Source organism: Pseudomonas sp. SWRI154, assembly GCF_014268645.1.
GTDB lineage: Bacteria > Pseudomonadota > Gammaproteobacteria > Pseudomonadales > Pseudomonadaceae > Aquipseudomonas > Aquipseudomonas marvdashtae.
Map to the genome: position 1 here is coordinate 22,620 of NZ_JABWQW010000024.1, position 18,868 is coordinate 41,487.

Below are 18,868 nucleotides of genomic sequence, written 5' to 3' on the forward strand. Positions count from 1 at the left end.
AAAGAGTACAAACTCCCCGGCGCTAGTCTGGCCGCCCGTGATCGGCCTTGCGCTCACCGCAACTGACCTGATTAGGAGAATCACCATGGCTTTCGAATTGCCGCCGCTGCCCTATCCTCACGATGCACTGCAGCCGCACATCTCCAAAGAGACTCTGGAATACCACCACGACAAGCACCACAACACCTATGTCGTGAACCTGAACAACCTGGTGCCTGGCACCGAGTTCGAAGGCAAGACCCTGGAAGAGATCGTCAAGACTTCCTCGGGCGGTATCTTCAACAACGCCGCTCAGGTCTGGAACCACACCTTCTACTGGAACTGCCTGGCGCCAGACGCCGGCGGTCAACCAACCGGCGCACTGGCTGAAGCCATCAACGCTGCCTTCGGTTCGTTCGACAAGTTCAAGGAAGAATTCAGCAAGACGTCCATCGGCACCTTCGGTTCCGGCTGGGGCTGGCTGGTGAAAAAGGCTGACGGTTCCCTGGCCCTGGCCAGCACCATCGGCGCCGGCAACCCGCTGACCAGCGGCGACACCCCGCTGCTGACCTGCGACGTCTGGGAACACGCCTACTACATCGACTACCGCAACGTTCGCCCGAAATACGTCGAAGCGTTCTGGAACCTGGTCAACTGGAAGTTCGTCGCTGAGCAGTTCGAAGGCAAAGCCTTTACTGCCTAAGCTCTGATGCCAGGAAAAAGGCGCTTTTCCCGAGAGGGCAAAGCGCCTTTTTTTTAAGCTTGCAGCCGCAATTCCCAGCAGCAGGCACATGACCTCGCGTCTGAAATCCAACAAAAAATCCCGCCAGGCCTCAAGTTGCAGGCCCTTCCAACCGAAACAATGGTCGTAGAGTAATAACTCTGTAAACACCGTATAACGGCCAGGCTTCAGGCGAAAACCCTTGTGTTTGATTGTCCCTTTGACTGACATCACAGGATTGCCAATACTCATGGCAACTTGACGCTATCCGCACGAAACAAGGAATCCATCTTTGAAGCTGGAACTTAAAAACAGCTTGTCTGTGAAGTTGCTCCGGGTCGTGCTCCTCTCGGCGTTGATCGTTGGCATGATCTTGAGCTGTGCCCAGATCGTGTTCGACGCCTACAAAACCAACCGGGCCGTGGCTGTCGACGCCCAGCGCATCCTTGATATGTTCCGCGATCCTTCTACCCAGGCGGTCTACAGCCTGGATCGGGAGATGGGCATGCAGGTAATCGAAGGGCTGTTCCAGGACGAGGCCGTGCGCATGGCCTCCATCGGCCACCCTCGCGAAACCATGCTTGCCGAAAAAACCCGGCCCTTGCAGCGCTCCGAAAGCCGCTGGCTGACCGACCTGATCCTTGGCCAGGAACGAACCTTTACCACGCAACTGGTGGGCCGCGGCCCCTACAGCGAATATTACGGCGACCTGAGCATCACGCTCGATACCGCGACCTACGGCCAGGGCTTCATTGTCAGCTCCGTGATCATCTTCATTTCCGGGATGCTGCGCGCCCTCGCCATGGGCCTGGTGCTGTACCTGGTCTATCACTGGCTGCTGACCAAGCCGTTGTCGCGGATTATCCAGCACCTGACCGAAATCAACCCTGACCGCCCCAGCGCACACAAGATCCCGCAGTTGCGAGGCCATGAGAAGAACGAGCTGGGCCTGTGGATCAATACCGCCAACCAGCTCCTGGCCTCCATCGAGCGCAACACCCATCTACGCCACGAAGCCGAGAACAGCTTGTTGCGCATGGCGCAGTACGACTTCCTGACTGGCCTGCCCAATCGCCAGCAACTGCAACAACAACTCGACAAGATCCTGGTGGATGCCGGACGCCTGCAACGTCGCGTGGCGGTGCTCTGCGTGGGGCTGGATGATTTCAAGAGCATCAATGAACAGTTCAGCTACCAGACCGGCGACCAGTTGCTGCTGGCCCTGGCTGATCGGCTGCGGGCTCACAGTGGACGCCTCGGTGCGTTGGCCCGGTTGGGCGGTGACCAGTTCGCCCTGGTCCAGGCCGATATCGAGCAACCTTACGAGGCCGCCGAACTGGCCCAGAGCATTCTGGATGACTTGGAAGCGCCGTTCGCGCTGGATGATCAGGAGATCCGCCTAAGGGCAACCATCGGTATCACCCTGTTTCCCGAGGACGGCGACAGCACCGAGAAGTTGCTGCAAAAGGCCGAGCAGACCATGACGCTGGCCAAGACCCGCTCGCGCAATCGCTACCAGTTCTACATCGCCAGCGTCGACAGCGAGATGCGCCGCCGTCGCGAACTGGAAAAGGACCTGCGCGAGGCGCTGGCCCGCGGGCAGTTCAGCCTGGTGTACCAGCCACAGGTCAGTTATCGCGATTTGCGCGTGGTGGGTACCGAAGCCTTGATCCGCTGGCATCATCCGGAACACGGTCTCGTGCCGCCAGACCTGTTCATTCCCCTGGCCGAGCAGAACGGCACCATCATTGCCATTGGCGAATGGGTACTGGACCAGGCCTGCAAGCAGTTGCGCGAATGGCACGACCAAGGCTTCGTCGACTTGCGCATGGCGGTCAACCTGTCCACCGTACAACTGCACCACGCCGAATTGCCGCGGGTGGTGAACAACTTCCTGCAGATGTATCGCTTGCCGCCTCGCAGCCTGGAGCTGGAAGTCACCGAGACCGGCCTGATGGAAGACATCACCACCGCTGCCCAGCACCTTCTGAGCCTGCGCCGTTCCGGTGCGCTGATTGCCATCGATGACTTTGGAACCGGCTATTCCTCATTGAGTTACCTCAAGAGCCTGCCGCTGGACAAGATCAAGATCGACAAGAGCTTCGTCCAGGACCTGCTCGACGACGAAGACGACGCCACCATCGTCCGGGCCATCATCCAGCTAGGCAAAAGCCTGGGGATGCAGGTCATTGCCGAAGGCGTCGAGACGATCGAGCAAGAAGCCTACATCATTTCCGAGGGTTGCCATGAAGGTCAGGGGTATTACTACAGCAAACCCCTGCCGGCACGGGAGCTGGGCCTTTATCTGAAGCAGGCGGAGCGCACCAAGGCCTCCATCGTCTGATTCTTTTGCGCTGCCATTGCTCCGTTCCAGGAGTTGGCAACGAGACAATCCCTACAGACGCCGCCCACACGCGGCGATCTGCATCATTAAATAAGAAATATTTACAGCCACAGCCCTTTACACATAATGCAAATCTTTCGCATTATGTCGCAGCTTTTGCGCACCCTTGCGCCTGTCCCATTCATCACCGAAGCAGGATGTTCGCCATGATTCGTATGCCTCTGGCTACCGCCAGTCTGTTGGCCATCGCTATTTCCCTCGCCGGTTGCGGCGAAGGCAAAGACAAGGCCGCCGCGCCGCAAGCGCCAACGCCGGCCGCCAGTACCGCTGCTCCGGCTGCCCCCGCTGCCGCTGGCAAGATCGACGAAACCGCCGCCAAGGCTGTTGTCGCGCACTATGCCGACATCGTCCATGCCGTCTACAGCGATGCCGAATCCACCGCGAAAACCCTGCAAACCGCCGTCGACGCGTTCCTGGCCAAGCCGAACGCCGACACCCTGAAAGCCGCCAAGGCTGCCTGGGTCGCCGCCCGCGTGCCTTACCTGCAGAGCGAAGTGTTCCGCTTCGGCAACACCATCATCGACGACTGGGAAGGCCAAGTGAACGCATGGCCCCTGGACGAGGGCCTGATCGACTATGTCGACAAGTCCTACGAGCATGCCCTGGGTAACCCGGGCGCCACCGCCAACATCATCGCCAATACCGAAGTTCAGGTCGGCGAAGACAAGGTCGATGTCAAAGACATTACCCCGGAAAAACTCGCCAGCCTGAACGAGCTGGGCGGTTCCGAGGCGAACGTCGCAACGGGCTACCACGCCATCGAATTCCTGCTGTGGGGCCAGGACCTCAACGGCACCGGCCCTGGTGCTGGCAATCGCCCAGCTTCGGATTACCTGGAAGGCGCAGGCGCCACCGGTGGCCACAACGACCGTCGACGTGCCTATCTGAAGTCCGTGACCCAGTTGCTGGTCAACGACCTGCAGGAAATGGTCGGTAACTGGAAGCCGAACGTGGCCGACAACTACCGCGCCACCCTGGAAGCCGAGCCGGCCGAAACCGGCCTGCGCAAAATGCTGTTCGGCATGGGCAGCCTGTCCCTGGGCGAACTGGCGGGCGAGCGCATGAAGGTGTCCCTGGAAGCCAATTCGCCAGAAGACGAGCAGGACTGCTTCAGCGACAACACCCACTACTCGCATTTCTACGATGCCAAGGGTGTCCGTAACGTTTACCTGGGCGAATACTCCCGCGTAGACGGCACCAAGATGACCGGCGCCAGCCTGTCGTCGCTGGTAGCCAAGGCCGATCCGGCCGCTGACACCGCGCTCAAGGCCGACCTCGCCGACACCGAAGCCAAGATCCAGGTCATGGTCGATCACGCCAACAAGGGTGAGCACTACGACCAGTTGATCGCAGCCGGCAACACCGCGGGCAACCAGATCGTGCGCGACGCCATCGCCGCCCTGGTCAAGCAGACCGGTTCGATCGAACAGGCCGCGGGCAAGCTGGGCATCAGCGACCTGAACCCGGACAACGCTGATCACGAGTTCTGATCAACGTTGGGCGAATGAGAAAGGCGATCTTCGTTCGGGTCGCCTTTTTTGTTTGTTGTTCGCCAGTTCAGAAACTAAGGAAAACCCCGTGGCGAGGGAGCTTGCTCCCGCTGGGCTGCGCAGCAGCCCTCCTGATTCAACTGACACACCGCGGGGGCCGCTTCGCGCCCCAGCGGAAGCAAGCTCCCTCGCCACAAATAGGTTCGGATACCTCTGGACTATCATCCCAACCCGGCAAGCCTGGCTTCGATAAACCGCCGCTCCGGCAATTGCTGTGTCAGCTCAAGCGCGCGCCGATAAGCCGCTCTCGCCTCCTCCACCCGCCCCAACTGCCGACAGAATTCCGCCCGCGCCGAATGGGCCAGGTGATAGTCGAGTAACTCACCCCTTGCGAGAATCCCGTCGACCAGACTTAACCCTGCCTGCGGCCCGTCGCGCTTGGCCAGGGCAGCCGCGCGGTTGAGCTCGATGATTGGCGATGGCATCGCGCGCAATAACACATCGTAGAGGCCAACGATCTGCGGCCAGTCGGTTTCTTGCGCGGTGGGCGCTTCAGCGTGCACCGCGGCAATCGCTGCTTGCAGACAATAGGGTCCGAACCGCCGGGTGTTAAGCGCGGCCTCCACCATGGCGCAGCCTTCGGCGATCATCCCTTGATCCCACAGGGATCGGTCCTGCTCATCCAGCAGAATCAGTTCACCCGTCACCGAACTTCGTGCCCGGCGTCGCGATTCGTGCAATAGCATCAGCGCCAACAACCCCATGACTTCAGCTTCCGGCAACAACTCCATCAGCAAACGCGCGAGGCGTATGGCTTCGCGGGTGAGATCTTCACGGGTCAATTCGGCGCCCATCGAGGCCGAATACCCCTCGTTGAACACCAGGTAAATCACCCGCAACACACTGTCGAGTCGTTCCGGCAGTTCGGTGCGCGATGGCACTTGATAGGGAATCTTCGCGTCGCGAATCTTCGCCTTGGCCCGTACGATGCGCTGGGCGATGGCCGCCGGCGCGGCGAGAAAGGCACGGGCAATTTCTTCGGTGGTCAAGTCGCACACTTCACGCAACGTCAACGGCACCTGGGCATCAGCCGCCAGGGCCGGATGGCAACAGGTAAAAATCAGCCGCAGGCGATCGTCTTCCACGTCCTCATCACTCCAATCGGACTGTTCCAGCTCTTCGAGCTGTGCAACCAGCATCGGCTGGGACGCCGCGAAGCGCGCTCGACGGCGCAGGCTGTCAATCGCCTTGAAGCGTCCGGCGGACACGAGCCACGCCCGCGGATTGTCCGGCACACCGTCGCGCTGCCAACGCTCGACCGCAATGAAGAACGCTTCGTGCAGGGCTTCTTCGGCAAGATCGAAGTCGCCCAGCAAGCGAATCAGCGTTGCCAGGATCCGCCGCGAGTCCTGCCGATAAACCTGCTCGACCCGTGCCTTGACCGCCTCGGCCGGCATCAGTCGGGCATGCCTTGGGCTACCAGCATTTCGAGCCGGCCGACGAGCAACTCCCAAGATACGGATTTGAGACTCATGGATAACGTCCTGTTCGTGGTTGCTGTTCAGGGATTGAGTTGACGGACCGGCCGGACTTCAACGCAGCCGACCCGGGCCGCCGGTATGTTGCCGGCGACCTGGATCGCCTCGTTGAGGTCCTTGGCATCGATCAGGTAGAAGCCCGCCAGTTGCTCCTTGGTTTCGGCGAACGGGCCGTCGGTAATCGACAGCTTGCCGCCGCGCATGCGCACCGTGGTGGCGGTCTGCACCGACTCCAGGGCCTCGGCGGCGACCATGCGACCGCTGCCCTGGATCGATTCGGCGTAGGCCATGCATTCAGCGTCCTGTGGACTGTCCGGCGAGTCATGCAGGACCTGTTCATTGCTATACACCAGGCATAAATACTTCATGGAAAGCTCCGTGATCGAACCGATCGACAAAGATGGCAGGAGGAAACCGTAGCCGATCAGGGCTGCAAGTCGAATATCGCCGTACCCGCCATCGGGTCGAATGGCGCCGACCAATGTTCATGGACGATCTTCCACGCGCCGGCCGTACGCTTGTAGCAAGCTGTCACACGCATCCAGCATGCCTGCTCTTCGCCTTTGTCGTTGGTGCCGCCGCAATAGGCCAGCCAATGGGCGAACGCGATGTTCTCGGCCGGCGTGATCTGGACCTGATGGAAATCGAACTTGTGCGGGCCGGGGCACATTTCCATGCACGCCTCCCAATGGGCCCGGTAGGCGACCTTGCCCTTGAATTGCAGGGCCTGGATGGCGTCGAACGAGACGATGTTGTCGTCATAGAGTGCCATGACCTTTTCCACATCCTTGGCCATGACCGCCTGGCGATAGGTGTCGATCAGCGTCTGGATTTCGCTTTCGGTAGCTTGGGTATTCATGGTGATTCTCCGCAGGTTTTTGTTAGAGACATCCTTAGTCGTCTGGAGAAACGGTGAATCGACAGCCAAACAAAAATAAACCAAAGAAAAATTTTCGCTAGAATCCAATACCCATTCTGTCGGCAAACAACGGACGTTTTCGTGACCGCTCAGCTCGTACCTTATGAAGACCTGACCCCGACGCAACAGCAACAGGTCGAAGCCATCGAAATCCACCCTGACCAGATCAAGTTTTCCGGCGATATCCACGGTGCGCTGCACACGCTGCTGTCCAGGCCCGGACCGGGTGTAAAGGGTTTCGCATTGCTGGCTGGCGATGTGCCCGTCGCGTTCCTGCTGCTCAAGCGCCCGCCTGTGCTGCCCGAATGGGCCGATGAACACAGTGCCACTCTGCATGCCTTGCAGGTCGACCATCGGGTTCAAGGCAAAGGGTACGGCAAGGCTTGCCTGCGAGCGCTACCTGCCGTGGCCCGCGCGGCATGGCCGGAAATCCAGGCATTGGAGCTTTCGGTCGATGCCGATAATCGCTCGGCCATCGGACTGTATGCGAGTCTGGGCTGGGTGGACAGCGGCGAGGCCTATAAGGGCCGTATCGGTTACGAGCGGCGGATGGGGTTGGTGTTTTAGGCAAAAGGAATCGACAACAATCACCCATACGTTTTTTATTATTGGAACCAGCGTCTGTAAGACACTTCTGATTTTGCTCCCCGCAATTGACGCTCTGCTCAGAGCAATACTATAAATTCTAGTTAGAAGAGGCCTCCATATACCTCTCCTTCAATGACTCGTTTTTTGGAACGAGCCTTTATCTTCATCTTCGCCGCAACACAGAAGGACAGTTCCAATGACTGCTCTTGTAAAAACTTCATCCTCAAAAATCCACGAAAATGAAATTTCCGTTCTGGATGGAAGAATTTCAATACCCAAAGATTACCTGCGTAAACGAGCTTTTTTGGAAGATGCAAGCGCCCTCATCGTCTCGGGTTCGTTAATCGAAGGTATTGGTACCCTTCATTCCGACATTGACTGCATCGTCTTTTGCAACCAACGCCCCAAAGCAGATTCCATCAAAGAAAGTGGGCACGCACTGGTAACTGACATTGACTACCATCACATAACACAGAAGGAGGAAGTCCACAACACCACAGACTTCTACGGCGAAACAAGTATCCACATTGATGTCGACTACATAACATTCACTGAATTTGACAAAATAATCGCCAATATCGAGAAAGCTTTCAACGAAATAATCTCCGACCAACGGGTTCTTTACGGCCCAATTTTATCCAATACAGAGAATAATATAATACACAGATCCCTAATTGGTTATGCACTTGTAAACCAAGAAAAATTCAACGAACTAAAATCAAAAATTCCGATAGAAAAGCACATCTATGTATCTCACCGTGAAAAACTACCCGTATTCTATGCCTTCCAAGATGTCCAGGGCTGCTGGCAGTCAGGAAACTTATGGATGGGTTGTGAAATCGTGCGAGACATGCTGTTGAAGACCAGCATGAGTTTCACGTATTTAGCCGGAACGACGAACAAGCATTACAAGTGGATCTATTCCAACATGCATAGAGTTAAAGGCTTCGACAAAATAAAAAATAAGTTCTTCGTTCTAGCCCGCCAAGGTGCAACTACGGAAAAAGAGTGTCGATCTTATATACAAGAGGGACTTGAATATATGGATCAATTATTCTTAGCCATTGAACAGCTTTTAAAGAAACACCCCTATCCTTCCGCACAACAATCTCTCACAGCGCTAGACAATGAGTTCGACAAACGGAAACAAACGAAACACAGAATTTCAATGTGCGAGTACCATTTCAGGAAAAAATATTTCGCAGCACAAGGGACGCCCTCCTTGATCAGCTTGCTTAAGGAGTGGGACTAAGCAAAGCCCATGTTAAACGCTCCACTTTTCTAGGTAGTACATAATTAGCGGTGGACCCAGATGGAAGTCACCCGAACTGCCATTTTTTTAACAGCATCAAGGCTAGGCGACCTGACGGCCCCACTTCTCTATCTATCCTTTGCTGGCCACTACATGGTTAACTCTCTTGGCCATGCATCACTCGCATGGGCCTATATCTCTTTCCTGACCGTAGTTGGAATTGGAATTTTCTCAATAATGCTAACTGCGGACGCCGGATCCGCAAACCTTAACGCAGATGAGACCGAGGCGCACTTAATAATTTCTCTAAGACTCGCATATCTACTCGGCATATCGATCGCGATTGGATTAGCGCTTTACGTCTATATCTCCCCCTCCGACAGAAGCAATTCAGAACAAGCTCACGCCCTTCTAACACTCTCTCTTTCATTACCTGCCTCATATTTGCAGATTGTTATTTTCAATTTTTTCACCACCGTTAAAAAAACAGAATACGAACTCATTTACATCTGGACTTTAAACGCCATCTTTTGTCTAACCTGTATCATTTTAATAACGACCAATGCAGACATAGACTTAATAAAATTCACGCTAATCTATTCCAACCTAAGATGGCTTTTTGCTGGCGCAGCCCTCGTACTTTTCAATAAAGAAATTCACAAATATATTCCTGAATTCCAGCACTCAAGACATATACCCGTAAGAAAATATAAAAAATACCTGATAAATGGGCTACCACTAGCGTTGTGCATCGGAGGAGAAAGCCTATTATTTTTTCTGCTCTCCCTCATATCGAACAACCTCGATCACTTCAGCCTTTCAGCGTACCAAGCCTCGCTTAACTTTCTCAGCTTTGTATATATGATCGCAATTGGAATGGGAAACGCGATAGGAATCGCATGCGCTCGACACCACATCCAAAAAGACCTCGACTCTTTGCGCGCAACCTATACTCATGGACTTAAACTTGGATTATTTACAATTGCACCCGTACTACTGGTCTGTTACTTTCTAAACGACTATATCTCTATAATTTACACCTCTCACATAGAAACCAGAAAACTTATCGAAAAAAACATTCTGATCTCCATCCCCTTTCTAGCATTCGAATATATTTACGTGATCACCCGAATGACTTTAAGAGGCATGGGCGACTTTTGGGTCCCAACATTGCTAACAGTGTCGTCGCTAAACATCGTCGGCATTATCTGTGCTATTGGTCTGTTGTCTTTTTATGACGACAGCGTGCACTCTATATTTTTAGCCTTGGTCATTTGCTCATTGCTCTTGATGCTGCTTTTAACTTGGCGCCTGACGTACAAATTTCACCACTACCCTCACCGGCAAATAAAGCAACGCCCAACCTCCAAAATCTCTGATACGATTGCGAGTTAAACTATGAAACACGCAAATCCTACGTCACACACATCAGACCATCACACGGTCCCCATCACTATTATTAGCCGACATCATGCATGGAGGACATTAAGTGGTGTCAAGACTAGTGATTATTACACCTACCGACATGCCATACAGAACGGCTGCCACCTTCAAAGAGCTTCTTTCGATCTTCGCCATCCTGAAGAGATGGTATGTGACCTCAGTAATCTAGAGCGAATCTACGATGGAATGACAGAACAAGCCGTTGTGCGAATATGGGATTATTTAGACGTATGGACGCGAAATTGGGCTCATGGAGAAATCTGCAGGGTAAGAGGTGATGGATTATCGCCAGAAATAGCTATTGCGGGGCCTTCAAAAGCTCGTTTAATCGAGATAAAAAAACACTTATCAATCAGGCGTTCCTGCACCTACGCAAAGGTATTTTTCCCACCAATGAGCCAGGAGCGGTGCGCGGCATTAATAAAGACCTGCCACTCATAAACACGAGTGACGCCACCTTGAATTTTCACAATAAATTTTGCGCGTTCTATAGTAGCTACATCTCGCATGAGCATTGGAACAGCAGCAGCTCCCTTAATACTAGATTCATTTATGAAGACCATGATATTTGGCACGAAATTGAACAGATATCGGACAACAAATTATTTTTATTATCAGCTGGTTTACCACTTGCGCTTGGCTATATGGCCGCAACGGGAGATAGCAATGTCTTTTTTTCGGAGATTCATCGACAAAACGATGCTGGCATGCTTTCAAGAAACAATGCCTTCCGAGACATATTTCCAACACCGCCTCTAACAGATGAATCTTGGCTGATCATAGACAAATCTTATACCGGAGGAAGCTTAATACAAGCAGCAAACTTAATCAGAAGTACTTTAGGATACAAAGTCAACATAAAGACCTTAGCGTTATTTCCAAAATCTTTCGGCGCCTTCATGAGCGCCGACTATGCGGTCTATGCAGGTCGATTGTACGAAGTAAAAACTCACGCCTCAAAACTGGACAGAAACCATTGGCACAAACAACTTATAACGGGCCATCGACATGAGACCTCTATTTAGTAAAAAACACATTTACCAATTAGAAGAATGCCTTTATGAAGCAAGAAAAGAATTACGTCGCTATTGGGCGGGCACGCTAATTTGCCTACCTAGCACTCACCTAGAGGATATCTTTAACACCACACTAACCGAGTACGACGTAGAGTGCCAAAGAATATTGCTAAATAGCTTATCCAATATCGACACACACATAACAATCTATTCAGAGGACAGCAGCTCAGAAATTGTACTTGGTAACCACGGAGACTTCTCCCTCCTCATAGACCCTTTAGATGGCACACACAACGCCATGCTGGGATTTCCTTCCTATACTTCCAGCGTAGCGCTCTACCACGGCAGCTCTTATATTTTCGGCTGGGTTTACGACATATCGAGAGATGTGGTTTTTACCGCAGCACTAGGTGAAGGGGCTTATTTGCAGTCACCCATTATTGTAAAAAGATTGAAGACTCGAAAAGTCAGCCATATAGATGATATGCGCATCTCATTTCACCGCCCCAACACAGACAGCCAGAAAAAAATAATTGACAACCTATTATGGAGCGCAAATAAAGTCCGCATCTATTCCTGTTCCTCGTTAGAAATATGCCTGATCGCTGCTGGCATCCTTGACGCTTTTATTGATGTCAGCACACCAGGACACGAACGTAGCTGTGATATTGCCGCGGCAGAATTGATTCTCAAAGAAGCAGGTGGTGCAATGTTTGACGGCACAGGAGAAGTAAGATACTCCCTCCCCCCATCAGAAGAATCGCTCACTGACAGGGGCACATTGATCGCGTTGTCATCCGCACAACTAATAGAACTTATCATATGATATTCAACTAGATGATAGAGGCATAGCTTATGTTAATCGACATGGTCAATCTTAAACTTGAAATATTATGCCATGGCGTAAATTTCTCCCGAGAGTTCCTTGAGTATTTCAAAGCTGCGACTGATCACATTGAAAAAAGACGTGCTTACGGTACGGGCGACAGCGTCATCGTTAGTTCAAATATTCGCACTCCGCAAGAACTCATTCTAAACAAACAAATCATAGTTGCAGCCAACTACAATCCAAGTTCAGATTACTTGATAATCTTGGAGCAGAAAACTCCCATTCTCAAACAAGGAAATAGAACAATTGAAATCACATTCCCCAAGAGACCCGAATTTTATGGAGCGCACCTGAGCAATGGCGAACTATGCGAACAACATTTAACCGCATATGGCAACTCGACTCTCGGCATTTTCTCGCCAGGCCATTGCTACTATTTCAATGACGGCCATGAATGTAAGTTTTGTTCGTTAGGTTCTGCGAGAAAGGTTTTCTCTGATCACAAGATGCGAATAAAGGGCAGCTTGGCAGGTGAGGCTGTGGCCATGGCCATTACCAAGGAGAGTAATCGATATCGAAGGGTTCTATTAAACGGCGGCACAATTCCAAACTATGACAAAGGCTACTCAATACATTTAGATCTCCTTGAGCGAATAAAAAATACCGACGCAAACAGCACATTGGATTATCACTTGATTTCCATGCCTCCTAAAGACTTCCGCCTTTTCGAGCGTTTTAAAACAGTCGGAAACAATATGTCGATGAGCCTGGAAGTATTCGACCCCGAATTATTCTCTAAGGTCTGTCCCGGAAAATCTCGTGATTTCACTCGTGAACGCTTTCTTGCAGCTTTCGAAGCGGCGGTGGACGTGTTGGGGCGCGGTAACGTTTACGCTGGGTTCGTCGCGGGGATGGAGCCATTAGAATCGATTATCGAAGGAATCGAGTACTTCGGTGAAATGGGAGTAGTACCTGCTGTGGCGGTGTTTCATCCTGATGCCGGTTCTCAATACGCCAGCCGGCAGCGCCCTTCATTAGATTTTTTGAAATCGCTTGGAAAAAAAATGTCGGAGATATACCAGAGGGAGGGCTTCAAACCATTAATTGAGGGAAGTGGCCGCAACTCCTTGGACACTGAAGCCTATCTGAAGGGATTCGCATGAACAACTCAACTGAACGATCAATGTTTATTGCATTTGAAGGCACTGATGGTGCGGGAAAATCTACGATAGCAAGAGCAACATATAGTAAAATGCTCGACTCCTTTCCCGGCCTTAGCTACATAGACAAGAACCGACCACCGGTAACGTCTGGATATACAGAATTCCACATGTCTCGTATTCGCGAAATACTCTGGGAGTACCCAGACGATGCCCCGCTGGATCAGCTGGGTGACAGGCATTGGATAAATTTAATAGCTGCTTGGTTTCAAGCTACCGATTACGCGGCCATTACTCCCTTAATCAACGCTGGAATCAGTTGCATTGCCGACGGTTGGTACTATAAATATCTGGCTCGTTTTTTACTTAAGAATTCCGATTTGGCAGAAGAAGCTTTGACCATATTTTCGACGATCAGAACTCCGGATGCGGTCATTTTCTTGGACGTTGATCCAGCTCGCGCGGCGCAACGGAAAGGGGCTTTTCGGCTTAGCGAGAGTGGCGCCTATGATGGTGGCAATGAGGATCGTTTTAACAGCTTCATCACCTATCAAAATCAGGTCCGATCCAGTTATGAGCTGTGTGGTTTAGCAAACTGGATAAGCATCGATACGACCGACCTCAGTGAAGAAGCCGTCCTCGATAAAGCCATCAGCTCAGTGCGAAACATACTTCTAGGAGCGTAGAACAAAGCTAAGCGTTGCCAAGCGGGGATGTATCCCCGCCGGTATGCCTCGATCAGATGGCTTTGAGCGGAATCCAGATTTCCAGCGTGCCTTCACCGGTCCTGGGATTGAAGTCGTCGCTGTAGCGCTCGAATTCAGGTTCGTCCGCTGCTTGGTGGCCGGACTGCGGCAACCATTCTTTCCAAATGTATTGGAAGGTGTCCGGAAGGCTTTTCAGCGGTCCTTTGTGTTCGAACACGGCGTAGGGCCCGGGCTGGATTTCGATCCAGCGGTATTGCTCCGGCAGGTCGTCGAGCCGACTGATTTCCACGCCGGCGATGTATTCGAAGCCACCCTGGCCGTCCGGGTTGCAACACACCCCGTAGGTCACTTCGTCTTTCTGACCTGGCACCTTACCGAGCCAAGGCAGGAATTTTTCCCAGAGCAGCGGGATGTCCTGGGCGGTGTCCTGGGTAAAACGCGCGCCGAAACCGGCGATGAGCTGAAAGCGTCCCTGTTCAAAGCGCGGCTCGATTGCATTAACGCGTTTTTGCGTTTCCATTGTTTCAACACTCCGGAAAACTTGAAGTCGGGCTTGGCAGTATAGAAGCCAAACCGTGATTGCCAGGCCGTTTCGCTTGTCAAAGTCCAGGCAGGACGACTGCGGTAGTCTCTCCTACAAACTCGTTGTAACCAGAAACGACCACATAGACCGCGAAATAGCAGAAGATCGCTGCGGATGCCCAATAAGAGTAGCGCAGCAACTTGTCGCCCAACAATTTGCCGCCTTGGGTCGCCGCCAGGCACAAGCCCGCGCTCCACAGCAGCCCGGCACAGAGAAATCCGCCCAGGAACAGCGCCGAGCTGAGCATCGTTCCACCCCCGGAGCGGGCGATGAGCGTCCCGCCCACCGCGGCGAACCAGAGGATGGCGCTGGGGGACGACATGGCCAGGAAGATCCCGCGGAAAAACTCCTGGCGTGGCGAGTGGCCCCGGACCTCGCCGGCCTCGGCCAGCAACGCGCTGTGATAGATCGCCGAATGCACCATTTTCGCGGCGAAATACAACAGCAGCACCGAGCCGCCGATCCACAGCACCCAGCGCACCGTTTCGTATTGCAGCAACACGGTCATCCCCGCCAGCGCCAGGACCGCGTAGATCAAATCCCCCACGCAGGTGCCCAGGCCCAGGGCGAACCCCTGGAAATAGCCGCGCTGCATCGCCAAGGTGATCATCGCGATATTGGCCACGCCGATGTCCAGGCACAGTGAAAGACTCAGCAGGAAGCCGCTGGAAAATTCCATTATTCGTTCCATCAGGATTGGGTAAGACGTATTTCAACCGCCGACAGGACGCCTCGATGGCGCCACAGCAGCGCCACAGTGTCGTCGAAAATAGTTCGGCGCCGCTACTGGACAATCTACCACCGGCCCTATTATCTTGCGCCGCAGGCCACCGCAGTGGCCGACGTCGCTCGGACGGTTCCGGGCGCTCACGTATTCGAGGCAACAATGGCCGAACAAGGTTCGCCGCGCCGCTTTGCGCGCATCGATCGACTCCCCCCGTATGTATTCAATATCACTGCCGAGCTGAAGATGGCTGCGCGTCGGCGCGGCGAAGACATCATCGACTTGAGCATGGGTAACCCCGACGGCGCCACACCTGCGCACATTGTGGACAAACTGGTCACCGTCGCCCAACGTGAAGACACCCACGGCTACTCCACCTCCAAAGGCATCCCGCGCCTGCGCCGCGCCATTTCGCGCTGGTACAAGGACCGCTACGAGGTAGACATCGACCCGGAAACCGAAGCCATCGTCACCATCGGCTCCAAGGAAGGCTTGGCGCACCTGATGCTGGCGACCCTGGACCAGGGCGACACGGTGTTGGTGCCCAACCCCAGTTATCCGATCCACATCTACGGCGCGGTGATCGCCGGCGCCCAGGTGCGTTCGGTGCCGCTGGTGCCTGGCGTGGATTTCTTCGATGAGTTGGAGCGGGCCATTCGCGGCTCGATTCCAAAGCCGAAGATGATGATCCTGGGCTTCCCGTCCAACCCGACCGCCCAGTGCGTGGAGCTGGATTTCTTCGAGCGGGTCATCGCCCTGGCCAAGCAATACGACGTGTTGGTCATCCACGACCTGGCCTACGCCGACATCGTGTACGACGGCTGGAAAGCCCCGTCGATCATGCAGGTGCCCGGCGCGAAAGACATTGCGGTGGAGTTCTTCACCCTGTCCAAGAGCTACAACATGGCCGGCTGGCGCATCGGCTTCATGGTCGGTAACCCGGAACTGGTCAATGCCCTGGCTCGGATCAAGAGTTACCACGACTACGGCACCTTCACCCCGCTGCAGGTTGCCGCCATCGCCGCCCTTGAAGGTGATCAGCAATGCGTGCGCGACATCGCCGAGCAATACCGCCAACGTCGTAACGTGCTGGTCAAGGGCCTGCATGAGCTGGGCTGGATGGTGGAGAATCCCAAGGCGTCGATGTATGTCTGGGCCAAGATCCCCGAGGCCTATGCCCACCTCGGTTCGCTGGAATTCGCCAAGAAGCTGTTGGCTGAAGCCAAGGTCTGCGTCTCGCCGGGGGTGGGATTCGGCGAATATGGCGATGATCACGTGCGCTTCGCGCTGATCGAAAACCAGGACCGGATCCGCCAGGCGGTGCGCGGGATCCGTGGGATGTTCCGGGCGGATGGCTTGGCTGGCAAACAAGCCTGACAGCCAATAACAACCGCTGATGTGGCGAGGGAGCAAGCTCCCTTGCCACAGATTGTCAGTCGCGGCTTAGATCACCAGCGACAACAGCAGGATAAAGATCAGCCCCACCACGGACAGGATGGTTTCCATCGCGGTCCAGGTCTTGAAGGTTTCGGCCACGGTCATGTTGAAGTACTGCTTGACCAGCCAGAAGCCTGCGTCGTTGACGTGAGACAGGATCAACGAGCCAGCACCGGTCGCCAGCACCAGCAGTTCACGGTTCACGCCTGGCATCATACCCACCACCGGCACCACGATCCCGGCACCGGTAATGGTTGCCACCGTCGCCGACCCCGTCGCAATACGAATCACCGCCGCCACCAGCCAGGCCAGCAGGATCGGCGAGATCTGCGCGCTGACCGCCATATGGCCGATCACATCGCCCACGCCGCTGGTCACCAACATCTGCTTGAAGCCGCCACCGGCACCGATGATCAGGATGATCGCGGCCGTCGGAGCCAGGCTTGCGTCCAGCCATTTGAGCATCTGGCTGGAGCCGATGCCTTGCTTGTAGCCGAAGGTGTACAACGACAACAGCAACGCCAGCAACAACGCCGAGATCGGGTGGCCAATCATGTCCATCCAGACGCGGAACAGGTTGCCGTCCGGCAGCGCCACGTCAGCGAAGGTCTTGAGCAACATCAGGAACACCGGCGACAACACAGTGATCAAGGTGATGCTGAAGCTTGGCAGCTCGGCGGCGTTCGTCTCGCGCGCCAGTTGATCCACCAGTTCCTGGTTCGGATGGCCGGGGATGTGCTTGGCAATGAAGGTACCGAAAATCGGCCCGGCAATGATGGCGGTCGGCAGCGCGACGATCAGGCCGTAGAGAATGGTCTTGCCAATGTCAGCGCCAAAGATGCCGATCGCCAACAACGGACCCGGGTGCGGTGGCACCAGGCCGTGGACCGCGGAAAGGCCGGCCAGCAACGGGATACCGATCTTGATGATCGACACGCCGGTGCGGCGCGCCACGATGAACACCAGCGGGATCAGCAGCACGAAGCCGATTTCGAAGAACAGCGGGATGCCCACCAGGAACGCCGCGAACATCATCGCCCACTGCACCTTGTCCTTGCCGAAGGCGCGGATCAGGGTCTGGGCGATCTGATCGGCCCCGCCCGACTCGGCCATCATCTTGCCAAGCATCGTGCCCAGCGCGAGGATGATGCCGACAAAACCGAGCACGCCACCGAAGCCGTCCTGGAACGCCTTGATGATGGTGCCGGTCGGCATGCCCGACGTCAGGCCGAGGAACGCGGCGGCGATAGTCAGTGCAATGAACGGGTGGAATTTGAACTTGGTGATAAGGACGATGAGTCCGATCACCGTGACCACTGCATCAAGCAGTAGGAACGTCTCGTGGGACATGCCGAACATGGGAGGTGTCTCCTGATTTGTTGTTGTTATTGAAGCAGTTATTTTCAAGCCGTCGGGACAGCGCTATCTTTCTGACGCAAATTTCTTGAAACTCAGCCGGCGAGCTTCAAACCGTGGGCCAACCACCAGACGTAAGCCTGGCGCGCCAATTCGTCGATGCTGTGGCTGGACGCGTCCAGAGCCAGGGTCAGGGGCTCGCCGACAGGGGATTCAAGGGTGGCGAACTGGCTGTCAATCAGGGTCGACGGCATGAAATGGCCGGGACGATGGGAAACGCGGTCAGCGGCCACTTCTGGGGTCAGTTCAAGGAATACGAAGCCCAGGCCGGGCAAGGCGCTGCGCAGACGCTCGCGATAACTGTGCTTGAGGGCCGAGCAGGTCAGCACTGGACGTTCGCCCGTGGCGTCGACACGGCGCAACTCATCGCACAGGCTGTCGAGCCAGCCGGCACGGTCGTCGTCGTTCAAGGGAATACCGGCGCTCATCTTCTGGATGTTGGCCGCAGGGTGGAACGTGTCGCCTTCGATGGCGGTGGCGCCGCTCAATTGGCACAGGGCCTGGCTGACGCAAGTCTTGCCGCAACCGGCAACGCCCATGATGACCAGGGCGGTGATTGGATTATTCATGTAACACCTCAGCGCGCAGACAGCGCTACCTTTGCCAGTTATGACACCGCAGCAAAAGCAGAAGTTGCCGACGCCTTCTTGTCATTTTTGTGG

Annotated in this window: 18 protein-coding genes; 11 read left to right on the forward strand and 7 right to left on the reverse strand. The window is 54.6% G+C overall.

From position 1 onward, the window contains the following. Positions 1 to 85: 85 nt before the first annotated feature. The 3 genes from HU806_RS19710 to HU806_RS19720 all read left to right on the forward strand — a co-directional run bounded on the left by HU806_RS19710 (position 86) and on the right by HU806_RS19720 (position 4,594). Positions 86 to 682, forward strand: a complete 597-nt coding sequence (locus HU806_RS19710; protein WP_186613510.1) for a superoxide dismutase — start codon at positions 86 to 88, stop codon at positions 680 to 682. A gap of 310 nt (positions 683 to 992) precedes the next feature. Then, entirely contained in the window at positions 993 to 3,044 is a 2,052-nt protein-coding gene (locus tag HU806_RS19715) for a putative bifunctional diguanylate cyclase/phosphodiesterase (RefSeq protein WP_186613512.1), read from the forward strand. A 206-nt stretch (positions 3,045 to 3,250) separates the two neighbouring features. Beyond that, positions 3,251 to 4,594 (forward strand): imelysin family protein, encoded by a 1,344-nt coding sequence (locus HU806_RS19720; protein ID WP_186613514.1) that lies wholly within the window; start codon positions 3,251 to 3,253, stop codon positions 4,592 to 4,594. Positions 4,595 to 4,815: 221 nt separating this feature from the next. Here the strand turns inward: HU806_RS19720 and HU806_RS19725 are convergent, their stop codons facing one another. From HU806_RS19725 to HU806_RS19735, 3 genes are all read right to left on the reverse strand, one after another. Beyond that, positions 4,816 to 6,051, reverse strand: a complete 1,236-nt coding sequence (locus tag HU806_RS19725) for an RNA polymerase sigma factor (RefSeq protein ID WP_186613516.1) — start codon at positions 6,049 to 6,051, stop codon at positions 4,816 to 4,818. 104 nt (positions 6,052 to 6,155) lie between these two features. Then, positions 6,156 to 6,500: a YciI family protein gene (locus HU806_RS19730; protein ID WP_186613518.1), complete on the reverse strand. Its 345-nt coding sequence runs from the start codon at positions 6,498 to 6,500 to the stop codon at positions 6,156 to 6,158. A gap of 56 nt (positions 6,501 to 6,556) precedes the next feature. Then, positions 6,557 to 6,991: a YybH family protein gene (locus HU806_RS19735; RefSeq protein WP_186613520.1), complete on the reverse strand. Its 435-nt coding sequence runs from the start codon at positions 6,989 to 6,991 to the stop codon at positions 6,557 to 6,559. Positions 6,992 to 7,132: 141 nt separating this feature from the next. Between HU806_RS19735 and HU806_RS19740 the strand changes: the two genes are divergently transcribed. The 7 genes from HU806_RS19740 (at position 7,133) to HU806_RS19770 (ending at position 14,025) form a co-directional block, all read left to right on the forward strand. After that, entirely contained in the window at positions 7,133 to 7,618 is a 486-nt protein-coding gene (locus HU806_RS19740) for a GNAT family N-acetyltransferase (protein WP_186613522.1), read from the forward strand. Between the two features lie 217 nt (positions 7,619 to 7,835). Next, complete coding sequence (locus HU806_RS19745) at positions 7,836 to 8,891, forward strand: hypothetical protein (RefSeq protein ID WP_186613524.1); 1,056 nt, start codon at positions 7,836 to 7,838, stop codon at positions 8,889 to 8,891. Positions 8,892 to 8,951: 60 nt separating this feature from the next. Next, on the forward strand, positions 8,952 to 10,286 hold the full coding sequence (locus tag HU806_RS19750; protein ID WP_186613526.1) for an MATE family efflux transporter: 1,335 nt from the start codon (positions 8,952 to 8,954) through the stop codon (positions 10,284 to 10,286). Between the two features lie 455 nt (positions 10,287 to 10,741). Further along, positions 10,742 to 11,359 carry a hypothetical protein gene (locus HU806_RS26535; RefSeq protein WP_238350204.1) on the forward strand — a complete coding sequence of 206 codons (618 nt, stop codon included), beginning with the start codon at positions 10,742 to 10,744 and terminating at the stop codon, positions 11,357 to 11,359. Further along, complete coding sequence (locus HU806_RS19760; protein ID WP_186613527.1) at positions 11,343 to 12,176, forward strand: inositol monophosphatase family protein; 834 nt, start codon at positions 11,343 to 11,345, stop codon at positions 12,174 to 12,176. The genes HU806_RS26535 and HU806_RS19760 overlap by 17 nt, the downstream gene beginning before the upstream one ends. Before the next feature lie 29 nt (positions 12,177 to 12,205). Continuing rightward, positions 12,206 to 13,342 carry a radical SAM protein gene (locus HU806_RS19765; RefSeq protein WP_186613529.1) on the forward strand — a complete coding sequence of 379 codons (1,137 nt, stop codon included), beginning with the start codon at positions 12,206 to 12,208 and terminating at the stop codon, positions 13,340 to 13,342. Beyond that, the gene (locus HU806_RS19770) at positions 13,339 to 14,025 is read left to right on the forward strand and encodes a dTMP kinase (RefSeq protein ID WP_186613531.1); all 687 of its coding nucleotides are present in this window, start codon (positions 13,339 to 13,341) and stop codon (positions 14,023 to 14,025) included. Before HU806_RS19765 ends, HU806_RS19770 begins: the two co-directional genes overlap by 4 nt. Positions 14,026 to 14,077: 52 nt before the next feature. On the opposite strand, the gene HU806_RS19775 is transcribed toward HU806_RS19770, so the two are convergent. Together HU806_RS19775 and HU806_RS19780 are read right to left on the reverse strand one after the other, a co-directional pair. Continuing rightward, positions 14,078 to 14,566, reverse strand: a complete 489-nt coding sequence (locus HU806_RS19775) for a GyrI-like domain-containing protein (RefSeq protein ID WP_186613533.1) — start codon at positions 14,564 to 14,566, stop codon at positions 14,078 to 14,080. A 79-nt stretch (positions 14,567 to 14,645) separates the two neighbouring features. Then, on the reverse strand, positions 14,646 to 15,308 hold the full coding sequence (locus HU806_RS19780) for a LysE family translocator (RefSeq protein ID WP_186613535.1): 663 nt from the start codon (positions 15,306 to 15,308) through the stop codon (positions 14,646 to 14,648). 207 nt (positions 15,309 to 15,515) lie between these two features. On the opposite strand from HU806_RS19780, the gene alaC reads away from it, so the two are divergent. Next, on the forward strand, positions 15,516 to 16,730 hold the full coding sequence (alaC, locus tag HU806_RS19785) for an alanine transaminase (RefSeq protein ID WP_186613537.1): 1,215 nt from the start codon (positions 15,516 to 15,518) through the stop codon (positions 16,728 to 16,730). 66 nt (positions 16,731 to 16,796) lie between these two features. Here the strand turns inward: alaC and HU806_RS19790 are convergent, their stop codons facing one another. Both HU806_RS19790 and HU806_RS19795 read right to left on the reverse strand, forming a co-directional pair. Beyond that, on the reverse strand, positions 16,797 to 18,149 hold the full coding sequence (locus HU806_RS19790) for a GntP family permease (RefSeq protein ID WP_053182604.1): 1,353 nt from the start codon (positions 18,147 to 18,149) through the stop codon (positions 16,797 to 16,799). 92 nt (positions 18,150 to 18,241) lie between these two features. After that, positions 18,242 to 18,775: a gluconokinase gene (locus HU806_RS19795; protein ID WP_186613539.1), complete on the reverse strand. Its 534-nt coding sequence runs from the start codon at positions 18,773 to 18,775 to the stop codon at positions 18,242 to 18,244. Positions 18,776 to 18,868: the final 93 nt, after the last annotated feature.